Annotated in this window: 22 protein-coding genes; 11 read left to right on the forward strand and 11 right to left on the reverse strand. The window is 43.8% G+C overall.

Translation table 11 applies throughout. The features are described from left to right. On the reverse strand, nt 1–498 hold the full coding sequence (gene khtT / locus AC0DBE_RS20095; protein WP_003233269.1) for a K(+)/H(+) antiporter subunit KhtT: 498 nt from the start codon (nt 496–498) through the stop codon (nt 1–3). 63 nt (nt 499–561) lie between these two features. Beyond that, on the reverse strand, nt 562–879 hold the full coding sequence (gene khtS / locus AC0DBE_RS20100) for a K(+)/H(+) antiporter modulator KhtS (protein ID WP_015383234.1): 318 nt from the start codon (nt 877–879) through the stop codon (nt 562–564). Nucleotides 880–1064: 185 nt separating this feature from the next. On the opposite strand from khtS, the gene AC0DBE_RS20105 reads away from it, so the two are divergent. Then, nucleotides 1065–1832: an enoyl-CoA hydratase gene (locus AC0DBE_RS20105; protein ID WP_061188279.1), complete on the forward strand. Its 768-nt coding sequence runs from the start codon at nt 1065–1067 to the stop codon at nt 1830–1832. Between the two features lie 20 nt (nt 1833–1852). On the opposite strand, the gene AC0DBE_RS20110 is transcribed toward AC0DBE_RS20105, so the two are convergent. Beyond that, entirely contained in the window at nt 1853–2038 is a 186-nt protein-coding gene (locus AC0DBE_RS20110; RefSeq protein WP_061188280.1) for a YhzD family protein, read from the reverse strand. A gap of 126 nt (nt 2039–2164) precedes the next feature. Between AC0DBE_RS20110 and AC0DBE_RS20115 the strand changes: the two genes are divergently transcribed. From AC0DBE_RS20115 to yhaL, 6 genes are all read left to right on the forward strand, one after another. Next, nucleotides 2165–3061, forward strand: a complete 897-nt coding sequence (locus tag AC0DBE_RS20115) for an ABC transporter ATP-binding protein (RefSeq protein WP_072182740.1) — start codon at nt 2165–2167, stop codon at nt 3059–3061. Beyond that, nucleotides 3054–4313 carry an ABC transporter permease gene (locus AC0DBE_RS20120; protein ID WP_242734533.1) on the forward strand — a complete coding sequence of 420 codons (1260 nt, stop codon included), beginning with the start codon at nt 3054–3056 and terminating at the stop codon, nt 4311–4313. Before AC0DBE_RS20115 ends, AC0DBE_RS20120 begins: the two co-directional genes overlap by 8 nt. Before the next feature lie 104 nt (nt 4314–4417). Beyond that, nucleotides 4418–5644 carry a metallophosphoesterase family protein gene (locus tag AC0DBE_RS20125; RefSeq protein ID WP_472963530.1) on the forward strand — a complete coding sequence of 409 codons (1227 nt, stop codon included), beginning with the start codon at nt 4418–4420 and terminating at the stop codon, nt 5642–5644. Nucleotides 5645–5648: 4 nt separating this feature from the next. Continuing rightward, nucleotides 5649–8546: an ATP-binding protein gene (locus AC0DBE_RS20130; RefSeq protein WP_080010119.1), complete on the forward strand. Its 2898-nt coding sequence runs from the start codon at nt 5649–5651 to the stop codon at nt 8544–8546. 73 nt (nt 8547–8619) lie between these two features. Next, nucleotides 8620–9564, forward strand: coding sequence for a 3'-5' exoribonuclease YhaM (gene yhaM, locus AC0DBE_RS20135; RefSeq protein WP_003224263.1), 945 nt, complete (start codon nt 8620–8622; stop codon nt 9562–9564). Nucleotides 9565–9690: 126 nt separating this feature from the next. Continuing rightward, nucleotides 9691–9903 carry a sporulation protein YhaL gene (gene yhaL / locus AC0DBE_RS20140; RefSeq protein WP_003239506.1) on the forward strand — a complete coding sequence of 71 codons (213 nt, stop codon included), beginning with the start codon at nt 9691–9693 and terminating at the stop codon, nt 9901–9903. A 39-nt stretch (nt 9904–9942) separates the two neighbouring features. On the opposite strand, the gene prsA is transcribed toward yhaL, so the two are convergent. Continuing rightward, nucleotides 9943–10797 carry a peptidylprolyl isomerase PrsA gene (gene prsA, locus AC0DBE_RS20145; protein WP_014113231.1) on the reverse strand — a complete coding sequence of 285 codons (855 nt, stop codon included), beginning with the start codon at nt 10795–10797 and terminating at the stop codon, nt 9943–9945. A gap of 159 nt (nt 10798–10956) precedes the next feature. Between prsA and yhzE1 the strand changes: the two genes are divergently transcribed. After that, the gene (gene yhzE1, locus AC0DBE_RS20150) at nt 10957–11043 is read left to right on the forward strand and encodes a sporulation protein YhzE1 (RefSeq protein WP_003327753.1); all 87 of its coding nucleotides are present in this window, start codon (nt 10957–10959) and stop codon (nt 11041–11043) included. Nucleotides 11044–11167: 124 nt separating this feature from the next. Next, nucleotides 11168–11254 (forward strand): sporulation protein YhzE2, encoded by an 87-nt coding sequence (gene yhzE2, locus AC0DBE_RS20155; RefSeq protein WP_003155248.1) that lies wholly within the window; start codon nt 11168–11170, stop codon nt 11252–11254. 52 nt (nt 11255–11306) lie between these two features. On the opposite strand, the gene AC0DBE_RS20160 is transcribed toward yhzE2, so the two are convergent. Then, nucleotides 11307–11489, reverse strand: coding sequence for a hypothetical protein (locus AC0DBE_RS20160; protein WP_024571667.1), 183 nt, complete (start codon nt 11487–11489; stop codon nt 11307–11309). A 107-nt stretch (nt 11490–11596) separates the two neighbouring features. Further along, on the reverse strand, nt 11597–12115 hold the full coding sequence (locus AC0DBE_RS20165) for a DUF3267 domain-containing protein (protein WP_019713826.1): 519 nt from the start codon (nt 12113–12115) through the stop codon (nt 11597–11599). A 207-nt stretch (nt 12116–12322) separates the two neighbouring features. Here AC0DBE_RS20165 and AC0DBE_RS20170 point away from each other — a divergent pair, with 207 nt between their 5' ends. Continuing rightward, nucleotides 12323–12664, forward strand: a complete 342-nt coding sequence (locus AC0DBE_RS20170; protein WP_014113234.1) for a YhaI family protein — start codon at nt 12323–12325, stop codon at nt 12662–12664. On the opposite strand, the gene AC0DBE_RS20175 is transcribed toward AC0DBE_RS20170, so the two are convergent. Both AC0DBE_RS20175 and AC0DBE_RS20180 read right to left on the reverse strand, forming a co-directional pair. Further along, entirely contained in the window at nt 12661–13272 is a 612-nt protein-coding gene (locus AC0DBE_RS20175; RefSeq protein ID WP_014113235.1) for an HTH-type transcriptional regulator Hpr, read from the reverse strand. The genes AC0DBE_RS20170 and AC0DBE_RS20175 overlap by 4 nt on opposite strands. Nucleotides 13273–13448: 176 nt before the next feature. After that, entirely contained in the window at nt 13449–13805 is a 357-nt protein-coding gene (locus tag AC0DBE_RS20180; RefSeq protein WP_003224279.1) for a YtxH domain-containing protein, read from the reverse strand. A 129-nt stretch (nt 13806–13934) separates the two neighbouring features. Between AC0DBE_RS20180 and AC0DBE_RS20185 the strand changes: the two genes are divergently transcribed. Then, nucleotides 13935–14126 (forward strand): membrane protein YhzF, encoded by a 192-nt coding sequence (locus AC0DBE_RS20185; RefSeq protein WP_003239499.1) that lies wholly within the window; start codon nt 13935–13937, stop codon nt 14124–14126. Between the two features lie 74 nt (nt 14127–14200). Here the strand turns inward: AC0DBE_RS20185 and trpP are convergent, their stop codons facing one another. From trpP to AC0DBE_RS20200, 3 genes are all read right to left on the reverse strand, one after another. Continuing rightward, the gene (trpP, locus tag AC0DBE_RS20190; RefSeq protein WP_003224283.1) at nt 14201–14719 is read right to left on the reverse strand and encodes a tryptophan transporter TrpP; all 519 of its coding nucleotides are present in this window, start codon (nt 14717–14719) and stop codon (nt 14201–14203) included. Nucleotides 14720–14846: 127 nt separating this feature from the next. After that, nucleotides 14847–15929 carry a 3-phosphoserine/phosphohydroxythreonine transaminase gene (gene serC / locus AC0DBE_RS20195; RefSeq protein ID WP_472963538.1) on the reverse strand — a complete coding sequence of 361 codons (1083 nt, stop codon included), beginning with the start codon at nt 15927–15929 and terminating at the stop codon, nt 14847–14849. Nucleotides 15930–16074: 145 nt separating this feature from the next. Beyond that, nucleotides 16075–16512 carry an HIT family protein gene (locus AC0DBE_RS20200; RefSeq protein WP_003224286.1) on the reverse strand — a complete coding sequence of 146 codons (438 nt, stop codon included), beginning with the start codon at nt 16510–16512 and terminating at the stop codon, nt 16075–16077. Nucleotides 16513–16836: the final 324 nt, after the last annotated feature.

Here is a 16836-nt window from a genome sequence, read left to right on the forward strand (position 1 = left end):
TCACACGCCCTCTCCAGAAAGAAAATCGTGAATCAGTTTCTTCAGATGCTTTCTCTCACCTGAGAGGACAAGGGTGTCATTTTCTTCAATAATCGAATCGGCTCCGGGATTTAGGAGCTTTTCCTGGTTGTGTTTGATAATCGCAATAACAGTGACATCGTAATTCTGGCGGACATCAAGCTCTCCGAGTGTGCGCCCGATCGATTTGGCGCCTTTTTCGACCTTAAACCATTCAATAATCAGATCGCTGAAGGCCATTTCGATGGACTCCAGAGCTTGCGGTTTATAGACCATGCCCCCGAGAATAGCTGCAATTTGCCTTGCTTCAGAATCATCCAATGAAATATTTGAAAGAAGCTCATCCGGGTCCCGGTCATTAAACCGGTAAATTTCTCTTCTTCCGTCATCATGAATGATAATCGTCATTTTTTCGTGGCTTCTTGTTTCGATTTCAAACTTTTTGCCGATGCCCGGCAGATCGTTTTCTTTAATATTCAATGAAAATCCCTCCGAATGTAGTGTTGGCAGTATGGGGTGAGTTACAAATAAAACTTGAGCAAATTATATTCGGAGGTAATTAGACTGGTATTTGACAGGGACGGCCCAAGCCTTTTCCAGCCTGTTTATCAGCGGTTCGTCAAGTGGTTTGACAGAGAGCTGCCTGACAGACTGTGCCAGCGGGCTGTACTCTTTGATCAGCTCAGCCGGGTGCATGCTGCCCGGCGACGGCGTTTTTGCCGATTGTGTTTCCTGCGGATATGAGGACATAGGCACATAGCTGTCAGTGCTTGCTTCAAACTGAGAAGGCAGAACCACGTCCGAAGGGGGAAAGTACACCATAAATAAACTTAACAGAAAACTGATCAGCAATTTATCCATGTTCCTTTCCTCCCTTCTCGTCAAGATATCCCTTCTTTTTCACTATATAAAACTTTATGTTTCCATTCAAACAATATGCATTTTTCAGTATCTATTGACCTTGAAAAATAAAAAGGTTTATTTGAGGATGGCGGGGAATGTATATGTGAAGGAAAAAAGCAAGCGCATACATGGAGGTGTTTCATATGGAGTTTATTCAGTATGAAGTGAATGGAGCCGTTGCCGAGATTATCCTGAATCGACCTGATGCCCATCACGCCCTTAATGAACAGATGCTGTCTGAATTGAAGGAGGCGGTCGAAATGGCGGCTGCAAGCGAGGCGCTCATCGTTCTCTTGAGAGGAACGGGGAAAGGCTTTTCGGCCGGCGGAGATATCCGGATGATGACATCAGAGCATGACCCTGATCAATTTAAGCAGCTGATGGATACGATTGAGGCTGTCACTCTGACGTTATATCAGATGAAGAAAGTAACAATTGCAGCTATTCACGGCGCTGCTGCGGGATTGGGTCTGAGTTTGGCGCTTTGCGCTGACATTGTGCTCGCGGAAAAAAACGCCGTTCTCGCGATGAATTTTATCGGCATTGGGCTTGTTCCAGACGGCGGAGGGCATTATTTGCTGAAGAAAAGAATTGGGGAAGCGAAGGCGAAAAAGCTGATTTGGAGCGGGAAAAAACTTTCCGCCGCGGAAGCCGCCGATATGGGGCTCCTTGACGGGACATTTGCCGGAGACCCTGCGGAAGGCGCAAGACCCTTTATCGAAACCCTTTTGGCCTCACCTCTTTTGGCGATGATCGAAACGAAAGGTATCTTTCAAAGCCTCCAGCTTGAAGAACTGAAAAAGGTGCTCTCTCTTGAGCGCAGCGCCCAAGAGAAAATGAGAAGGACCAAGGATCACCAAGAAGGAATCCGTGCCTTTTTAGAAAAACGGGAGCCGAAGTTCCAAGTGTAACAGATCAGCCGGAAAGCTGATCATCTGTGAAACAAAATCAGCTTTCCGGCTGCATTGACTAAACGATGGGTATGACTGTGAAGCTCTTTTTCTTTTAAGAGGGCTTCACCATGCGTTTTAGCCGCTTCTTCATTTTTCGCCTCGAATCGCTCGTTTACCACTGTTTTCCCCGAAGGATCAAAAGCTGTAAGGAAATATTCAGCCATCAGGTTTCCCCTCCATTTTCAAGGTTTATCAGTCTTCTTCATTTATATTCTAAAAAGGAAATCAAAATCCTTTATTATGTTCCATCCAATATTAGTATATAATGGGTCAGGGAAGGAGGAGATTCAGTGCTTAAGATTGATCACGTAACGAAGACATTTGGAGATTTTAAAGCCGTTGACGGATTGGACTTAGACATTCCGGAACAGCAAATGTTCGGTCTTTTAGGCGCAAACGGAGCGGGAAAAACGACGACGTTTCGCATGATCCTTGGCTTATTAAGCATTACAGAGGGCTCAATCAGCTGGAAGGGCCACCCTGTTAATTACAGTATCAGCAACAAAATCGGTTATTTGCCGGAAGAGCGGGGGCTTTATCCGAAAATGAAGGTAAAGGATCAGCTCGTCTATCTTGCCAGATTAAAAGGGATGGAGAAGCGGGAGGCTGTAAAAGAGCTCGGCACATGGCTTGAACGCTTCAATATAACAGATTACGAGAATAAGAAGGTTGAAGAGCTTTCGAAGGGAAATCAGCAGAAAATCCAATTTATTTCGGCTGTTTTGCATAAGCCGGAGCTGCTGATTCTTGATGAACCATTCAGCGGCCTGGACCCTGTCAATGTTGAGCTGTTAAAAGAGGCTGTGATTTCTTTGAAAAACAGCGGCGTTTCTATTTTATTTTCTAGCCATCGGATGGAGCATGTGGAGGAGCTATGTGAGAACCTTTGCATACTGCAGAAAGGAAAGCCGGTTGTGCAAGGCAAGCTGAAGGAGATAAAGCGTTCCTTCGGCAAAAAGAATGTCACCATTCACGCCGATGAAGATCTGCGTTTTTTGCAGTCTCATGAAGGCATTCTCCAATGGAAGGAAACGGCCGGAGGCGTCAAGCTGCAGATCGCTAATGAAGACATTTCTCAAGAGATCTTTGCTATGCTCCAAGGAAAAGGGTTTATCAGAAAGTTTGAGCTTGAAGAGCCGTCATTGCATGATATTTTTATAGAAAAGGTGGGGGCCGTCTATGAATAAATTTTGGATCATGCTTTCTCATACATATAAAAATAAGATTATGGCAAAATCCTTTATTATTTCGACTGTCATCACAGTACTGCTTGTTTTAGTTGTAACGAATCTGGAGTCGATCATTTCTTTGTTTCAAGGTGATAATGCGAAAGAAAAAATCGCCGTTGTTGATGAAACAAACGAATTATATCCGATTTTCTCGAAGCAGCTGAAAGCGGTGGATACAAACAGTGATCTTGATGTGAAGCAATCGAAGCAATCGGAGGATGAAGTCACAAAGCAAGTCAAAGATGAAGCGCTTGATGGCATGCTCATCATTAAACGAGATGAAAAAGGAACCATTTCAGGAACATATAAAGCGTTAACGATTTCTGATGAAAGCACGTACCAAACGCTGCAGCAGGCGCTGACGCAAACCAAAACGGCTGTCGGAACGGCGGAGCTCGGCGTTTCGCAGGAAACGATCAGCAGCCTTTATGCGCCCGTTACTGTCGGGCAGGAGGCACTGAAAGAGGGTGCGAAGTCTGAGGAAGAGCTGGGCCAGACGGTAGGGCTTGTTTATATTATGCTGTTCGTCATTTATTTCTCTGTGATTATGTATGCCAGCATGATTGCGATGGAGGTTGCAACCGAAAAATCTTCGCGAGTCATGGAAATCCTGATCTCAAGCATGCCGCCGATCCAGCAGATGTTTGCAAAGCTGCTTGGCATCGGGCTCGTCGGGATCACGCAGCTTGCTATCATTATAGGAGCCGGCTCTCTGTCGCTTAAGCTGAACCAAAAGAGCGAAACGGCATCATCTGTCGGCGGATTTCTTAATCTGACCGACGTATCAGCAACCACTGTCATCTATGCTGTGATTTTCTTTTTGCTCGGCTACTTTTTATACGCGACACTTGCCGCGTTTCTCGGCAGTGTCGTCAGCAGAATAGAGGACGTGCAGCAAACGATCACGCCGATGACGCTATTGGTTGTCGCCGGTTTTATGATCGCGATGTTCGGCTTGAATGCACCTGATGCAGGATTTATTACGGTAACCTCGTTTATTCCGTTTTTTACACCAATGATTATGTTCTTGCGCGTCGGTATGCTTGATATTCCGTTATGGCAGGCTGCTGCCGGAATCGGAATCACGCTGCTCACCATTGTCATACTGGCTGTCATCGGCGCCAGAATTTACAAGGGCGGTGTATTGATTTACGGCAACTCAAGCGCATTCAAAGCGATCAAACAAGCACTTCGTTTAGCGAAAAATTGATTAAAACAGCCTGGGGATTCTCAGGCTGTTTCTTTATTGACAGAACGTGCATTCGCAAGAATTCGATGCTAAAATAAGGGTACTTCATCCTGGAAAGGAGCAGAATGTTGACTGATCTAACCTTTATTCATGCGGCAGATCTACATCTAGACAGCCCGTTTTACGGGATATCGCATCTGCCGGAACCGATTTTTGCCCGGATTAAAGAAAGCACATTTAAAAGCGTGAAACATATGATAGATGCTGCAGTAAGAGAAAACGTTGATTTCATTTTGCTGGCGGGGGACCTGTTTGACGAAGCCAATCGAAGCTTAAAGGCGCAGCTCTTTTTGAAAAAACAGTTTGAAAGACTGAGAGAATGCGGGATTTCAGTTTATGTGATCTTTGGGAACCACGATCATCTTGGCGGGGAGTGGACGCCGATTGAATGGCCTGAGAATGTCCATATTTTTTCGTCCGCAGTTCCTGAAGAAAAATCGTTTTATAAAGAAGGCAGGCGCATAGCAAGCATTTACGGTTTCAGCTATCAGGCCAGAGCCGTGACGGAAAACCAAGCCGCCCGCTATCGAAGGTCGACTGACGCGCCGTTTCATATCGGTATGCTCCATGGCACACTATCAGGATCTGAAGGACACGATCCGTATTGCCCGTTTACGCATGACGATCTCGTGAAAAGCGGAATGGATTATTGGGCGCTTGGCCATATACATAAACGCCAGGTTCTTTCTGCCGAGCACCCGGCAATCATCTATCCGGGAAACACGCAAGCGTGCCATATGAAGGAGACGGGAGATAAAGGCTATTATCTCGTTCGTGTGACTAACGGAGATATTTCTTATGAATTTCAGAAAGCGCATGATGTCCTGTGGGAAAAAGCGGCAGTTGATGTGACGGGGGCAAAGAATATGACTGCCCTTTTCCAAATGGTTGAGGACGCGTTTTCGAAGCTCCGGATAAAGGGGAGCCCTGTTTGTGTAAGACTCGTATTACAAGGGCGGGCGCCGGAATGGCTGCTGGAGGCTCCGAAAGGCACCTTGGATGAGCTTCTCGAAGCCTTTCAGGAGCAAGAGGCTGAGGAGGAACACTTCGTTTGGCCGCTTTCGTTGGACGATGAGATAGAAAATGAAGCAAACCTTACAAACCTTGATCCTTTTTTTGGCGGTTTATTTGCGGACATTGACCGCGGCGATCTGTCAGATGTGCTGGAAGGGCTTGAGCGCCATCCTGTGTACAGAAGGCACGTGGACCGGTTTAGCCAAGAGGAATTACAGGAAATAAAAGAGCAGGCACAGATTTTATTGAAAAGACAGCTTAAGGTGCTTGAAATATGAGGCGGTGAAAGCTTTGCGAATTACATCTTTACATATCTACCAATACGGGAAATTTTCCAATCAGACCTTTCACTTTTCCGCCTCGCCTGTCCAATTAATCTACGGATTAAATGAGGCAGGGAAAACGACGATAATGTCATTTATTGAAAGCATGCTGTTTGGTTTTCCAAAAACGAAAAAATATGAACCGAAAACAGGCGGTGTCTATGGCGGTGTTCTTGAAGCTGAACATCCTGAGTATGGGGCTGTGAAAATTGAACGGACGAAGGGGACTGCCGAAAAGCTGAGAGTGTACACAGAAAAAGGCGAAGTGAAGCAAGAAGATTTTTTAAAGCAGCTGTTCCAGGGCACAGACAGGGCGCTGTACAAAGCCATTTATTCGTTTGACGTATTCGGGCTGCAGGAAATTCACGCCTTTAATCGGGACAAGATAGGGGAATTTTTGCTGTTTTCCAGCTTGTTTGGCGCTGAAGCCGTATCTAAGCTTGATTCACAGCTAACAAAGGAAAGCGAAAGGCTCTATAAACCAAACGGGCGAAACCCTCAATTGAATCAGGAGCTGGAAACGCTTAAGCAGCTGGGAGCGAAGCTAAAACAGGCTGAAGCAGAGGAAGCGGGCTATCATCAGATTCTTGAGGAAAAAAGAACGCTCGAAGCCCGTCTTGCAACCGCAGAAACCGAATTGAAAGAGGCAGCAGGCCATATCCGAACGATTGAGGGAGCGATTGAGCTGAAGCCGCTGCTAAATGAAAAAGCGGCGCTGGAACAGGCGATGGCACAATATCCGGAACAGGCGGGACAATTTCCGGCTGACGGACTGCATCAGCTGGAAAAATATGAATCTCACCTTCACCCGAAATCCGCACAGCTGGAGGCGCTTCGGGTGAAGATGGCGGAGCTGGACAAACAGATGCAAAAGCTTAATCCGGATAAAGACATTTTGGCGAAAGAAACGCTGATACAAGAGATTTCGGCAGCGTTTCATATGTACCAATCCTATGGAGAACAGCTCGCCGCCATTCAGGCACAGCTGCGCCAGTCATCTGCACAGGCAGCGGCAGGACTGGAACAGCTCAATAAAACGGATGAAAATGAGCTCCTGAAAATGAACTCGTCATATGACTATGAATGGCAGCTTCAGCAGGCGGTGCAGCAATACGTACAGGCAAGAGACAGAAAACGGCAGCTTGATGAGACGTTTGAACTTGCCCGGCAAGAGCTGGAAGACGCAGAAAAGGCCGTTCATGCCGCTTCGTCCGCTATCCTTGAAAACAACGAAAGAAAAGATAAAGAAGCGGCTCTTAAAGCATATGATGAAGCACAGGGGCAGCATCAGGAGCAAGCGAAGCTGAGAGAGCAGCTGAGGTTTTTTGAAAGGCAGCAGGCTAAACAGAAAAAGGTTGTCATTGCAGCTGGTATGTTGTTCATCGTTCTCTTTCTGTTGCTGCAGCAATGGATTCCCGCCATAAGTATCGGCGCTGCCCTTCTTGTATATTGGCTTGTGTCTGGGAAAAAAACACCGTCTTCCGGAAACAGCCGGGAGATGAGACAGCCAATGACAAACATTTCACCGGCAGAAGCCGAAGCGCTTAGAGAAGCGTTATGGGAGGATGACCGCAATAAACAGCATCTCATCACCCAGCGGGCAGTGCTCCAGCAAAAAGAGGCGGCGTATGAAAGAGTCATCCAGCAGTTTGAACAGTGGGAAGCCGATATGGCCCCGTCCTTTTCACAGGTCGAGTCTTTTATGAAGGAGCTCGGATTCAAGGAAGATCCTTCTTTTTTACTTGATGCATACAGCTTAATGAAGGATGTCAAAAAAGAAGTGAAGAAAAAGCATGAGCTGACAATTGAAGCAGGCAGGCTGAAAAAGCACCGACGCACATTCGAAGAACGCGTCAACATGCTTCATCCTGCGAATGAGAGTCAGAACATCTCCATCTCGGACGCCCTTCACACATTGCGGAAAAACGTTGAACGTGAAAAAGAAATTGCGAAGCAAAAAAAGGCTATTGAAACAGATATTTATTATACAAAGGAGCAGCTGCTGGAGCTGGAGCAAGAAATACAGTATTTTGAAGCACAGATCGAACAGCTATTTGCCGCGGCGGCTGCAAAAGACAGAAATGAGTTTTGCGCCATAGCTGACATCAGCAGGCAATTGAAGGATACGGAGAACAAGCTTCATCACGTAAACGCACAGCTTCAAGGCGGACACCCAGAGGAGCTTGAACTGGCGGATTCCAATACGCTTTCTGAATTGAAAAACAAGCAAGTAGTTGAAAATGAAAGAAAAGAGCGGCTGACTGAGGAGATTCAACACCTTCGCAGCCAAATCGCATTGCTCTTCGTCAAACAGGAACAATTAGAGGCTTCGGGATTGGTCTCAGATCTCAAGCTTCAAACGGAAATGCAAAAAGAGCGTGTAAAAGAAATCGCTAAAAAATGGGCCTCGATCCAAATGATCAAACAGGTGATCCGAAACAAATTGGAACGGCATAAAAAAGTCGAGCTCCCACGCCTTCTGGAGACGGCCGGAGAATTTTTCCGCCCGCTGACCGACGGAAGCTACAAGACGATTTATTTTTCTGAAACAGATGATTCTATTATGGTCATGCGTTGTGATGGAACTGTCTATCACGCGGAAGAGCTATCACAGGGAACATGTGAGCAGCTGTATACAGCGATCCGGTTTGCCCTGGCCGTTACGCGTCAGGATGGGTCAAGGCTTCCGTTTCAGCTTGACGACAGCTTTGTTCATTTTGATCAGGAAAGGCTCAAACGAGTATTAGACGTTCTTTATAATTTATCCGAAGACGGAAGGCAGATTTTATATTTTACATGCCATGACCATGTGAAAGATGCATTTCAAAGCAGCCAAATCATTCATTTGGTGTCATAAAAGAGGTTCTATAGCTGTAAAACGGTATGTGATATACTGGTATTATGTAAGATACGGAGGGAGCTTTAATAGAATGGCTAAAGGGATTATGCTACATGAGGTTGGCGAACAGGTGGACCAATATCTATTGATTAAATCCTCGACGAAAGGGATTGCCAGCAATGGAAAACCGTTTTTAACGCTGATGCTGCAAGACCAGTCAGGTGATATTGAGGCGAAGCTGTGGGATGCCAAGCAAAGCGATGAAGTGACCTATGCGCCGCAGACGATTGTGAAGGTCGTGGGGGATGTTCACCATTACCGCGGGCGCAATCAGCTGAAGCTGAGAAATATCAGGCCGGTGAGCGAGCATGAAAACGTCAATATTGATGATTTTTTAGAAACCGCGCCGATTCCGAAAAATGAAATGATGGATACCATCACTCAATATATATTTGAAATGAAAAATTCGAATATCCAACGGATCACAAGATTTTTAGTCAAAAAACACGAAACTGAATTTATGGATTATCCGGCGGCTACGAAAAACCACCATGAGTTTGTCTCAGGTTTAGCGTATCATGTTGTGTCTATGCTGAATCTGGCGAAATCCATTGCAGATTTATATCCGTCTCTTGACCGCGATCTGCTTTATGCTGGCGTTATCCTGCATGATCTTGGAAAAGTAAAAGAGCTGTCCGGCCCTGTTTCCACTTCGTATACGGTCGAAGGCAATTTGCTCGGCCATATTTCGATTATGGTCACAGAGCTGTCAAAAGCGGCTGAGGAGCTTCAAATCGATTCTGAAGAGGTGTTAATTCTTCAGCACTTGATTTTGAGTCACCACGGCAAAGCAGAATGGGGCAGCCCGAAACCGCCGATGGTGAAAGAAGCGGAAATTTTACACTATATAGACAACCTGGATGCAAAAATGAATATGATGGACAGAGCGCTTGAGCGCGTGAAGCCGGGTGAATACACTGAACGTGTATTTGCACTGGAAAACCGTTCCTTTTATAAACCGACTTTTCATAAATAATCGTAAAAGGACTGATGCTGAAACATTCAGGTCAGTCCTTTTTTATGCGCTTTTGCCGCTCATAACTCGTCTCATTCCGGCATATGGTTAAGAATAAAGAATCTATGCAAAAAGGGGGAGGAGCCCGTGTTATTTTTTCCATGGTGGGTGTATCTTTGTATTGTAGGTATCATTTTCAGTGCATATAAACTTGTGGCGGCAGCCAAGGAGGAAGAAAAAGTAGACCAGTCTTTTATTGAAAAAGAAGGGCAGATTTATATGGAGAGAATGGAAAAGGAGAGAGAACGCCGCAGTTCTCAACAGCATGATGAAGAAAATCCAAACCATTCCATCGCATAAAAAAGCTGTGCAGCTCAATGAGCCTGCACAGCTTTTTTATTATTTAGAACTGCTGCTTGTTGAAGACGTGTTAAATGTGTCTTTCAGGTCTTTATCCTTCACTTCAACGTCAGCTTTCTTCATGACTTTTTGAACAGCTTCTTGGACAGCTGTGGTGTCATTTAATTTTTGTTCAAGAACTTCGGATTTCAGTTCTTTTTTCATATCATCGTATTTGCCGCGTTCTTCAGTCTTTTTAATAATGTGGTAGCCGTATTGTGTTTTGACAGGATCACTGACTTCACCTGTTTTTAATTTGAATGCAGCTTTGCTGAATTCAGCCACCATACCGTCTTTTGCGAACCAGCCAAGGTCCCCGCCTTGTGAAGCAGAATTGTCTGTAGAGTATTCTTTCGCAAGGTCTTCAAATTTCTCGCCTTTTTTCAGCTTTTTCTCTACTTCTTCAGCTGTCTTTTTATCAGCGACAAGGATGTGGCTTGCATGGATTTTGTCTTTTAAGCCTTCCCAGTACTCTTTAGTATCAGCATCTGTTACTTTGATGTTATCTTTAGCTGCCTTTTGCGTGAGCAATTCATATTTTACTTGTTCTTTAAGGTAATCCTTTCCATATTGCTCTTCGAGAGCAGTATATTGATCGCCAAGCTGTGTTTTGTATTCTTTTAGTTTGTTGTCAATTTCTTTATCTGTCACTTTATATTTCTTGTCTAATACTTTTTCTTGCACCAGCTGTGTCAGGACGCTTGCACCAGCTGTTTTCTTCATATTTGTGTAAAGCTCGCCTTTTGTTACATCGCCTGCGTCTGTTTTTGCGATGACTTCTTTGTCGCCGCTGCTGCAAGCACTGAGAGCGAGGATGCTTGTAGCAGTGATAGCTGCTATTGCGATTTTCTTCATTGTTTTCAAACACTCCTAATCATTCCAAATTAAATTACCTATGCGTATCATAACATATTGTGGCTTTCTGTAAAAAGATTTTAAATAAAGGGCATTCGTCTAGTCAAACTTTTGCTGATGGCATACTTATATATTGATCAAGAAAAGGAGGTATGTAACATGAGCGGAGGATACTCTAACGGATTCGCGCTGCTTGTAGTACTGTTCATTTTGCTTATCATCGTAGGTGCAGCTTACATCTACTAAGCAGCCCGGGGATCGCTTGCAAGATAAGCGATCCTTTATTTTCACTAGCGCCTAATCGTTTCAAGCATGAATTGCATAAGATGTAATTGGTAAATAAAGCTTTTTACAGGAGGTGCTTTTTAAGATGGGTGAAGTATTTGCAGGCGGATTCGCTTTATTGGTTGTGTTATTTATTTTATTGATTATCATCGGCGCTTCTTGGCTGTACTAATCAAAATAAAAAAGCATAGCTGCTGAATCAGCAGCTATGCTTTCTTTTGTATTTACACTGTAAAGGAGATCTCCACAAACGAAGAGATCAGTAAAATTAATATAGATACGTTAATAAATCGGAATACCTTATCTTGCCGCTCTTCAGGAATCTCTCTGACAAGGCATAATGTATTGGTGAGCCTGTTTATGAAATATAAAATAAACACGGCAGCCACGATAAAATAGAATAAAATGATGGGAGATTCCCCCTCTCTCTGAACTGTCCCATATTACATTACCAAATATTTATTAAAAAAGATAGAATGCAAATTGAAAAATCGCCACTAGCGCCAAGGATTGGCTACTTTTCAACAAGAATATCCAAGCCGTCTGCTTCCTGATCAATGAAAGCGGCTTTCGGCGCTTTTATCAGCTTGAGAGCCAGCAAGAAGTCAGGCAGACAGTAGCCGGCATGAATGCCCGAAATCATGCAGAAATAATGGGCGTGATTCGGAAAAGCCAGCGCGGCGTAAAACAGTACAGGCGTAATCAGCAAGAACGGGCTTACGAGTGAAATCAGCATTGTTGTTTTTGGTATTCGTTTCCATGTGCGCATGCGTAGTATATAAAACTTTTTTTCTATTTTTCTTTTTTTGCAGATGATTGGCAGGACATGGATGACTTTATGTACAAATAGAATAACGACGAGCAAACCGCCGAATAAAGGTACATATTCATCGCTTAAGCTTGTGCCAGGCCGCAGCAGCTCAAATGCTAAAAAGGTAGATATAAAAACCAAAATCATAAAACATACAGCAGTTAATATTATGCGAACGGCACCATAATCCTTCATGAGATTTATGGTCTTCCAGCAATTCATCAAAGTCATCCTTCCATACATCTTGAATAGAATCTCAAAATAATTTACTCCTCCCAAGAGAAAAAATCAATGCTTTTTTAAGAAAAAATATCATCCGGCAGGTATTTTTTTGAAACAAGCAAACAAACTGCGAAATATGGGGTTAGAACTTTCTTCTCAGTGAATTATCAGCTAAAATAAGATTAAAGATAGAAAGAAGTGGTGTGGATGGATTCGATGGATCATCGCATTAAGCGATTAGAATATTACATACAATTATTAGTGAAAACAGTAGATATGGACAGGTACCCCTTCTATGCGCTTCTCATTGATAAAGGGCTGAGCAGGGAAGAGGGGGAAGAGGTTATGAGGATATGCGATGAATTGTCGGAAGAGCTGGCAGCACAAAAAGCGCAAGGATTTGTAACCTTCGATAAGCTCCTTGCGCTTTTTGCCGGACAGCTGAATGAAAAGTTAGATGTTCATGAAACGATTTTTGCCCTGTATGAGCAGGGGCTTTATCAAGAGCTGATGGAAGTCTTTATCGATATCATGAAGCACTTTGATTAACTGTTTACAGGTTCGAGCTCTTCTGCCGGTTCATCCGCCGCACTGTCCTTTGCTTTTTTCTTCAGTTTTCCGTTTGCGCTTTCAAAGTCATTGTCAATATTGGTGAGTGACGTTTCGAAAATTTCCATAAAATCATCGCCGTAGATATGGCGTATCATACACATCATTTCAGCCACTTCAGGGAATTTTCCGAATAAATGATACAGAGGCTGTGACCCTTTAAAAACCGCGTTGCGTGTCGGATCAAATTCCTCAAGCAAGCTCCAGAATACCTCAGTGCCTTCCTCAGTCAATTGGACGTATGTGTTCCGTTTATCATTCAGCCGTTTGGAGAATCTTAAATATCCTCGTTCTTCCAGCTTTTTTGAAAAGTTGAATGCGGTTGATACGTGCATGACCCCGAATTTCGCGATTTCAGAAATGGAAGCTCCATTCAATTGATACGCAATCCATAAAATATGATGCTCATTAATATTCAGGTCATACGGTTTGAGCCATTGCTGCCAATCCTTCTCGATCGATTTCCAAAGAGCCTTGCTAAGCTGAGCCATTTTCTGGGTGAAGACCAGAGCCTCTTTCACATCATAGGGCGGTTCCACTCGATTCATTACGTCACCTGCTTCTCTTTTTCTTTTTCTCTATTATGCCAATAAAATAAAGATTAATAAAGATGAAAATGTAAGAATTTTTTAATAAATTCACAATCCATTGCGGCGAGAGGCTTTTTCGGCAAAAAAAAATGCGGGTCTAATTTCAGCCCGCATTTTTTCTTTAGAATAGGATATTAGTTTTGTAAGGTTTTCTCCAGCTGTCTGATTTTCTCTTCAATATCAGCGATTTCTTTTTGCAGATCCTGCTGGTGAGGCTTGATCTCTTCCTGCCATTTTTTAATGGACGTTTGGAGCTCGCCGCTCACGTCTTTAATGACATCTGTACTTTCTTTTGCCGCTTTGATCAGCTGGTCTTTTAATGCAAGCCCGTCTGATTTTAAGCGTTTGATCGTTTCTTCGAAAGAATCATAATTGGTTTTCATTTTTTCACGCAGCTGCTTTCCTGAGGAAGGTGCAGAAAGAAGAACTGCTGCTCCTCCGATGATGCCGCCTACGAATAGTCCTGTTAATAGAGAACGTCCGTCCGCCATTACAATCACCCCGTCTTTTTCTTGAAAATAGGATTCATTCAGCATTTTTCATTTTTGTTGAAAGCCTGAACTTCTATACATAGCTTGCTTTATTTTAGCATATTTTTTAAGTGAAAAGGAGGGAGAAGGTTGTCTGTCTTTATGATTGTGTTATCCTGCATCACCCTTGCCTTCGCTTCAGGCGCTGTTTACTATATCAGACTTCTCAGCCAGGCTGCTTCTTATCCGCCCAAAAAGGTCATCCGGCAGAAAGCGCTTGTTTGTTCAACCGGAACCGCCTTTACACTATGTCTTATCTTTTTCACAAAACTCTTCGCTTAAAACATGCTGACATGCTGCGGGCTCTCTGTTCGAAAAAAACCTCTCCCGGAAGCGGAAGAGGTTTTGTGTGACAATTATTTAGCAGCTTCCATAAAGCTCGAACGTCTTAAAATGGTTTGGACAATTGGATAAATAATGATCATTGCAATTGTATTCAGCACAGTTGCCGGCAGAACAACTGCTGCGAACAGTGCGGCAAAACCGCCGGGCAAACCGACGATCAATAAAGCTGACGATAAAAATACAATTCCCGATAAGATGGTCCCGATTGCTGTCAGCACAGCGGCTGCACCTGTTTTCTGGCTCTTTCTGAACAAGAGGAACAGGATGAAGAACAGAAACGCGGACACGGGTTTATCGATGATGTTAGGAATCTGTCCGGCTGGAAATGCGGTTGTAAGCGCGGAGATGATTCCGGTCACAATCCCGATGACGAGTACGTTTTGCACCCGCGGGAACAGAAGGATGCCCATGAACATCATGATCAGCATCATATCTGGTTTCATGCCGCCTAAAAAGGGCGGAATAATGGAATGAAGCGCTGCGCCGATTGCGGCAAACAGAGCCATAATGACTAACTCTTTTGTTTTCATATCTATGCTCTCCTCTGCTAAGCTTTTTGCCCTCCAATAATATGCTCGTCATTTATTGCGAAGGCTTAAAGAATATGATATGCAAACAGTATACCAAACGGATCGTTTGCATAGCCAGACTTTTTACTCATTTTCTATTTTCTTGCTGGAATTTCTTCATGAACGCAGCTAATTTTTCACAGTCTTCGAGAGACACCGCGTTATAAATAGAAGCGCGGCAGCCTCCTACTGAACGGTGTCCGCCAAGGCCGACCATTTTTGCCTCTTTTGCTTCTTGAACGAATGTTTTCGTTAATTCGTCATCACGAAGCGTGAAGGTAACGTTCATACGTGAGCGGCTGTCCTTTCTGGCATGCCCTTTATAGAATCCGTTGCTTTCATCAATACAGCTGTAAAGCACTTGTGCTTTTTGCTCATTGCGCTGTTCAGCAGCTTCCACACCGCCGTTTTCCTTCAGCCATTCCAGAACAAGGCTCAGCATATAAATCGCAAATGTCGGCGGAGTGTTGTAGAGTGAGTCCGCTTTGACATGCGTTGAATATTTCAGGATTTTTGGAACGTTCGCATTTTCATTCTGCAGCCAAGTTTTTTTCATGATGACAACTGTCACGCCGGAAGGGCCGAGGTTCTTTTGAGCGCCTCCGTAGATCACGTCAAACTTGGACACATCAATTTTTCTGCTTAAAATATCGCTGGACATGTCAGCGACGAGTGGAATAGGGGAATTCGGGAATTCCTGCCACTGTGTGCCGAAAATCGTATTGTTGGACGTGATATGTAAATACGCGCCGTCTTTTACATCCGTAAGGTCAATCTCCGGAATGTAGCTGTAATGATCTCCTTCACTTGTAGCTGTTACAGAGGTATTCCCGAACAGCTTTGCTTCAGCGAGGGCTTTTTCGGACCAAGCCCCAGTCATCACAAAATGCGCGGTTTTTTCAGGTGTTAAAAAGTTCATTGGAAGCATTGAGAATTGAAGGCTTGCCCCGCCTTGAAGAAACAAAATATCGTAATCTTCCGGGATGCCCATCAGTTCAATTAAAAGGCTTTTCGCTTTTTGGTGCACCGCTTCATACTCTTTGCTGCGGTGGGAAAGCTCCATAACTGACATGCCGGATTCGTTAAAATCAATAAATTCTTTCTGTGCTTTTTGCAGAACTTCCAATGGCAGCGCTGCAGGACCTGCGTTAAAATTCGTTGTACGTTCCATCATGATCTCTCCCTGTTTTCCACGTTAATGTATAAAATAATACAATTATCCTATCACAAAAATTCAGTTTTTTGATAAAAAATTAGAATAATCAAAAGAAATCGACGGATGTTTGCGAAATGTTCACAAATAAAATAACCTCATCTTATGATGAGGCCAGGCGTTTTGCGATAGAGGAAGAGATGTTCTGCAGATCCTCCGGTTTGTAATCATCAGCATGTGTTTTCCAAACCGCTCCGAATCCATCTCCTTTTCCGTAGCGCGGGATAATATGCATATGGTAGTGGAAAACAGATTGTCCTGCTTTTTCTCCGTTATTGTTCAGCGTATTTAAGCCGATCGGTTCAAATTCATCCCGGATAGCGCGGGCGATTTTCGGAACGGCGTGAAAATATTGTTTTGCTAATTCATCCGTAAATTCATACACATTTTCGATATGTGTTTTCGGAATGACAAGCGTATGACCCTTTGTCACTTGGCTGATATCAAGAAAGGCCAGTACATGCTCATCTTCATACACCTTTGCGGACGGAATGTCGCCGGCGATAATTTTACAAAAGATGCAATTCTCTTCACAATGCATGAGGGTTCCTCCTTATGAAATTGTTTAGTATGTATACACTCATCGTACCACAGAAATGCAGAAAATAGAAAACAGGATGAACGGCGAGCGTTCACCCTGAATGCAGAGGAAGAGCTTATATGAAGAAAATGTGATATGCCTTTGGTAAGCACCTCATTTGTCAATAAAATGAAGACTTGTTTAATGCCTAACGATTCCTGCGATAAACACCTCATTTGACAATTTGCTTCATAATGAAGAATTCATCAATTCAGTGAAGAGAAATGGTTTCAGCATTGGACATGTTTATTTTCTATCCAACTGTATCTAAGACGTCTTTGACAA

The organism is Bacillus sp. VA15 (assembly GCF_055721145.1).

What these genes read in the sequence shown, in the direction of transcription:
- khtS (WP_015383234.1), bottom strand. Translation starts at nt 879, where the DNA reads ATGGATAAATTGCTGATCAGTTTTCTGTTAAGTTTATTTATGGTGTAC.
- AC0DBE_RS20105 (WP_061188279.1), top strand. Translation starts at nt 1,065, where the DNA reads ATGGAGTTTATTCAGTATGAAGTGAATGGAGCCGTTGCCGAGATTATC.
- AC0DBE_RS20110 (WP_061188280.1), bottom strand. Translation starts at nt 2,038, where the DNA reads ATGGCTGAATATTTCCTTACAGCTTTTGATCCTTCGGGGAAAACAGTG.
- AC0DBE_RS20120 (WP_242734533.1), top strand. Translation starts at nt 3,054, where the DNA reads ATGAATAAATTTTGGATCATGCTTTCTCATACATATAAAAATAAGATT.
- AC0DBE_RS20125 (WP_472963530.1), top strand. Translation starts at nt 4,418, where the DNA reads ATGTTGACTGATCTAACCTTTATTCATGCGGCAGATCTACATCTAGAC.
- yhaM (WP_003224263.1), top strand. Translation starts at nt 8,620, where the DNA reads ATGGCTAAAGGGATTATGCTACATGAGGTTGGCGAACAGGTGGACCAA.
- prsA (WP_014113231.1), bottom strand. Translation starts at nt 10,797, where the DNA reads ATGAAGAAAATCGCAATAGCAGCTATCACTGCTACAAGCATCCTCGCT.
- yhzE1 (WP_003327753.1), top strand. Translation starts at nt 10,957, where the DNA reads ATGAGCGGAGGATACTCTAACGGATTCGCGCTGCTTGTAGTACTGTTC.
- yhzE2 (WP_003155248.1), top strand. Translation starts at nt 11,168, where the DNA reads ATGGGTGAAGTATTTGCAGGCGGATTCGCTTTATTGGTTGTGTTATTT.
- AC0DBE_RS20165 (WP_019713826.1), bottom strand. Translation starts at nt 12,115, where the DNA reads ATGAATTGCTGGAAGACCATAAATCTCATGAAGGATTATGGTGCCGTT.
- AC0DBE_RS20170 (WP_014113234.1), top strand. Translation starts at nt 12,323, where the DNA reads ATGGATTCGATGGATCATCGCATTAAGCGATTAGAATATTACATACAA.
- AC0DBE_RS20175 (WP_014113235.1), bottom strand. Translation starts at nt 13,272, where the DNA reads ATGAATCGAGTGGAACCGCCCTATGATGTGAAAGAGGCTCTGGTCTTC.
- AC0DBE_RS20180 (WP_003224279.1), bottom strand. Translation starts at nt 13,805, where the DNA reads ATGGCGGACGGACGTTCTCTATTAACAGGACTATTCGTAGGCGGCATC.
- trpP (WP_003224283.1), bottom strand. Translation starts at nt 14,719, where the DNA reads ATGAAAACAAAAGAGTTAGTCATTATGGCTCTGTTTGCCGCAATCGGC.
- serC (WP_472963538.1), bottom strand. Translation starts at nt 15,929, where the DNA reads ATGGAACGTACAACGAATTTTAACGCAGGTCCTGCAGCGCTGCCATTG.
- AC0DBE_RS20200 (WP_003224286.1), bottom strand. Translation starts at nt 16,512, where the DNA reads ATGCATTGTGAAGAGAATTGCATCTTTTGTAAAATTATCGCCGGCGAC.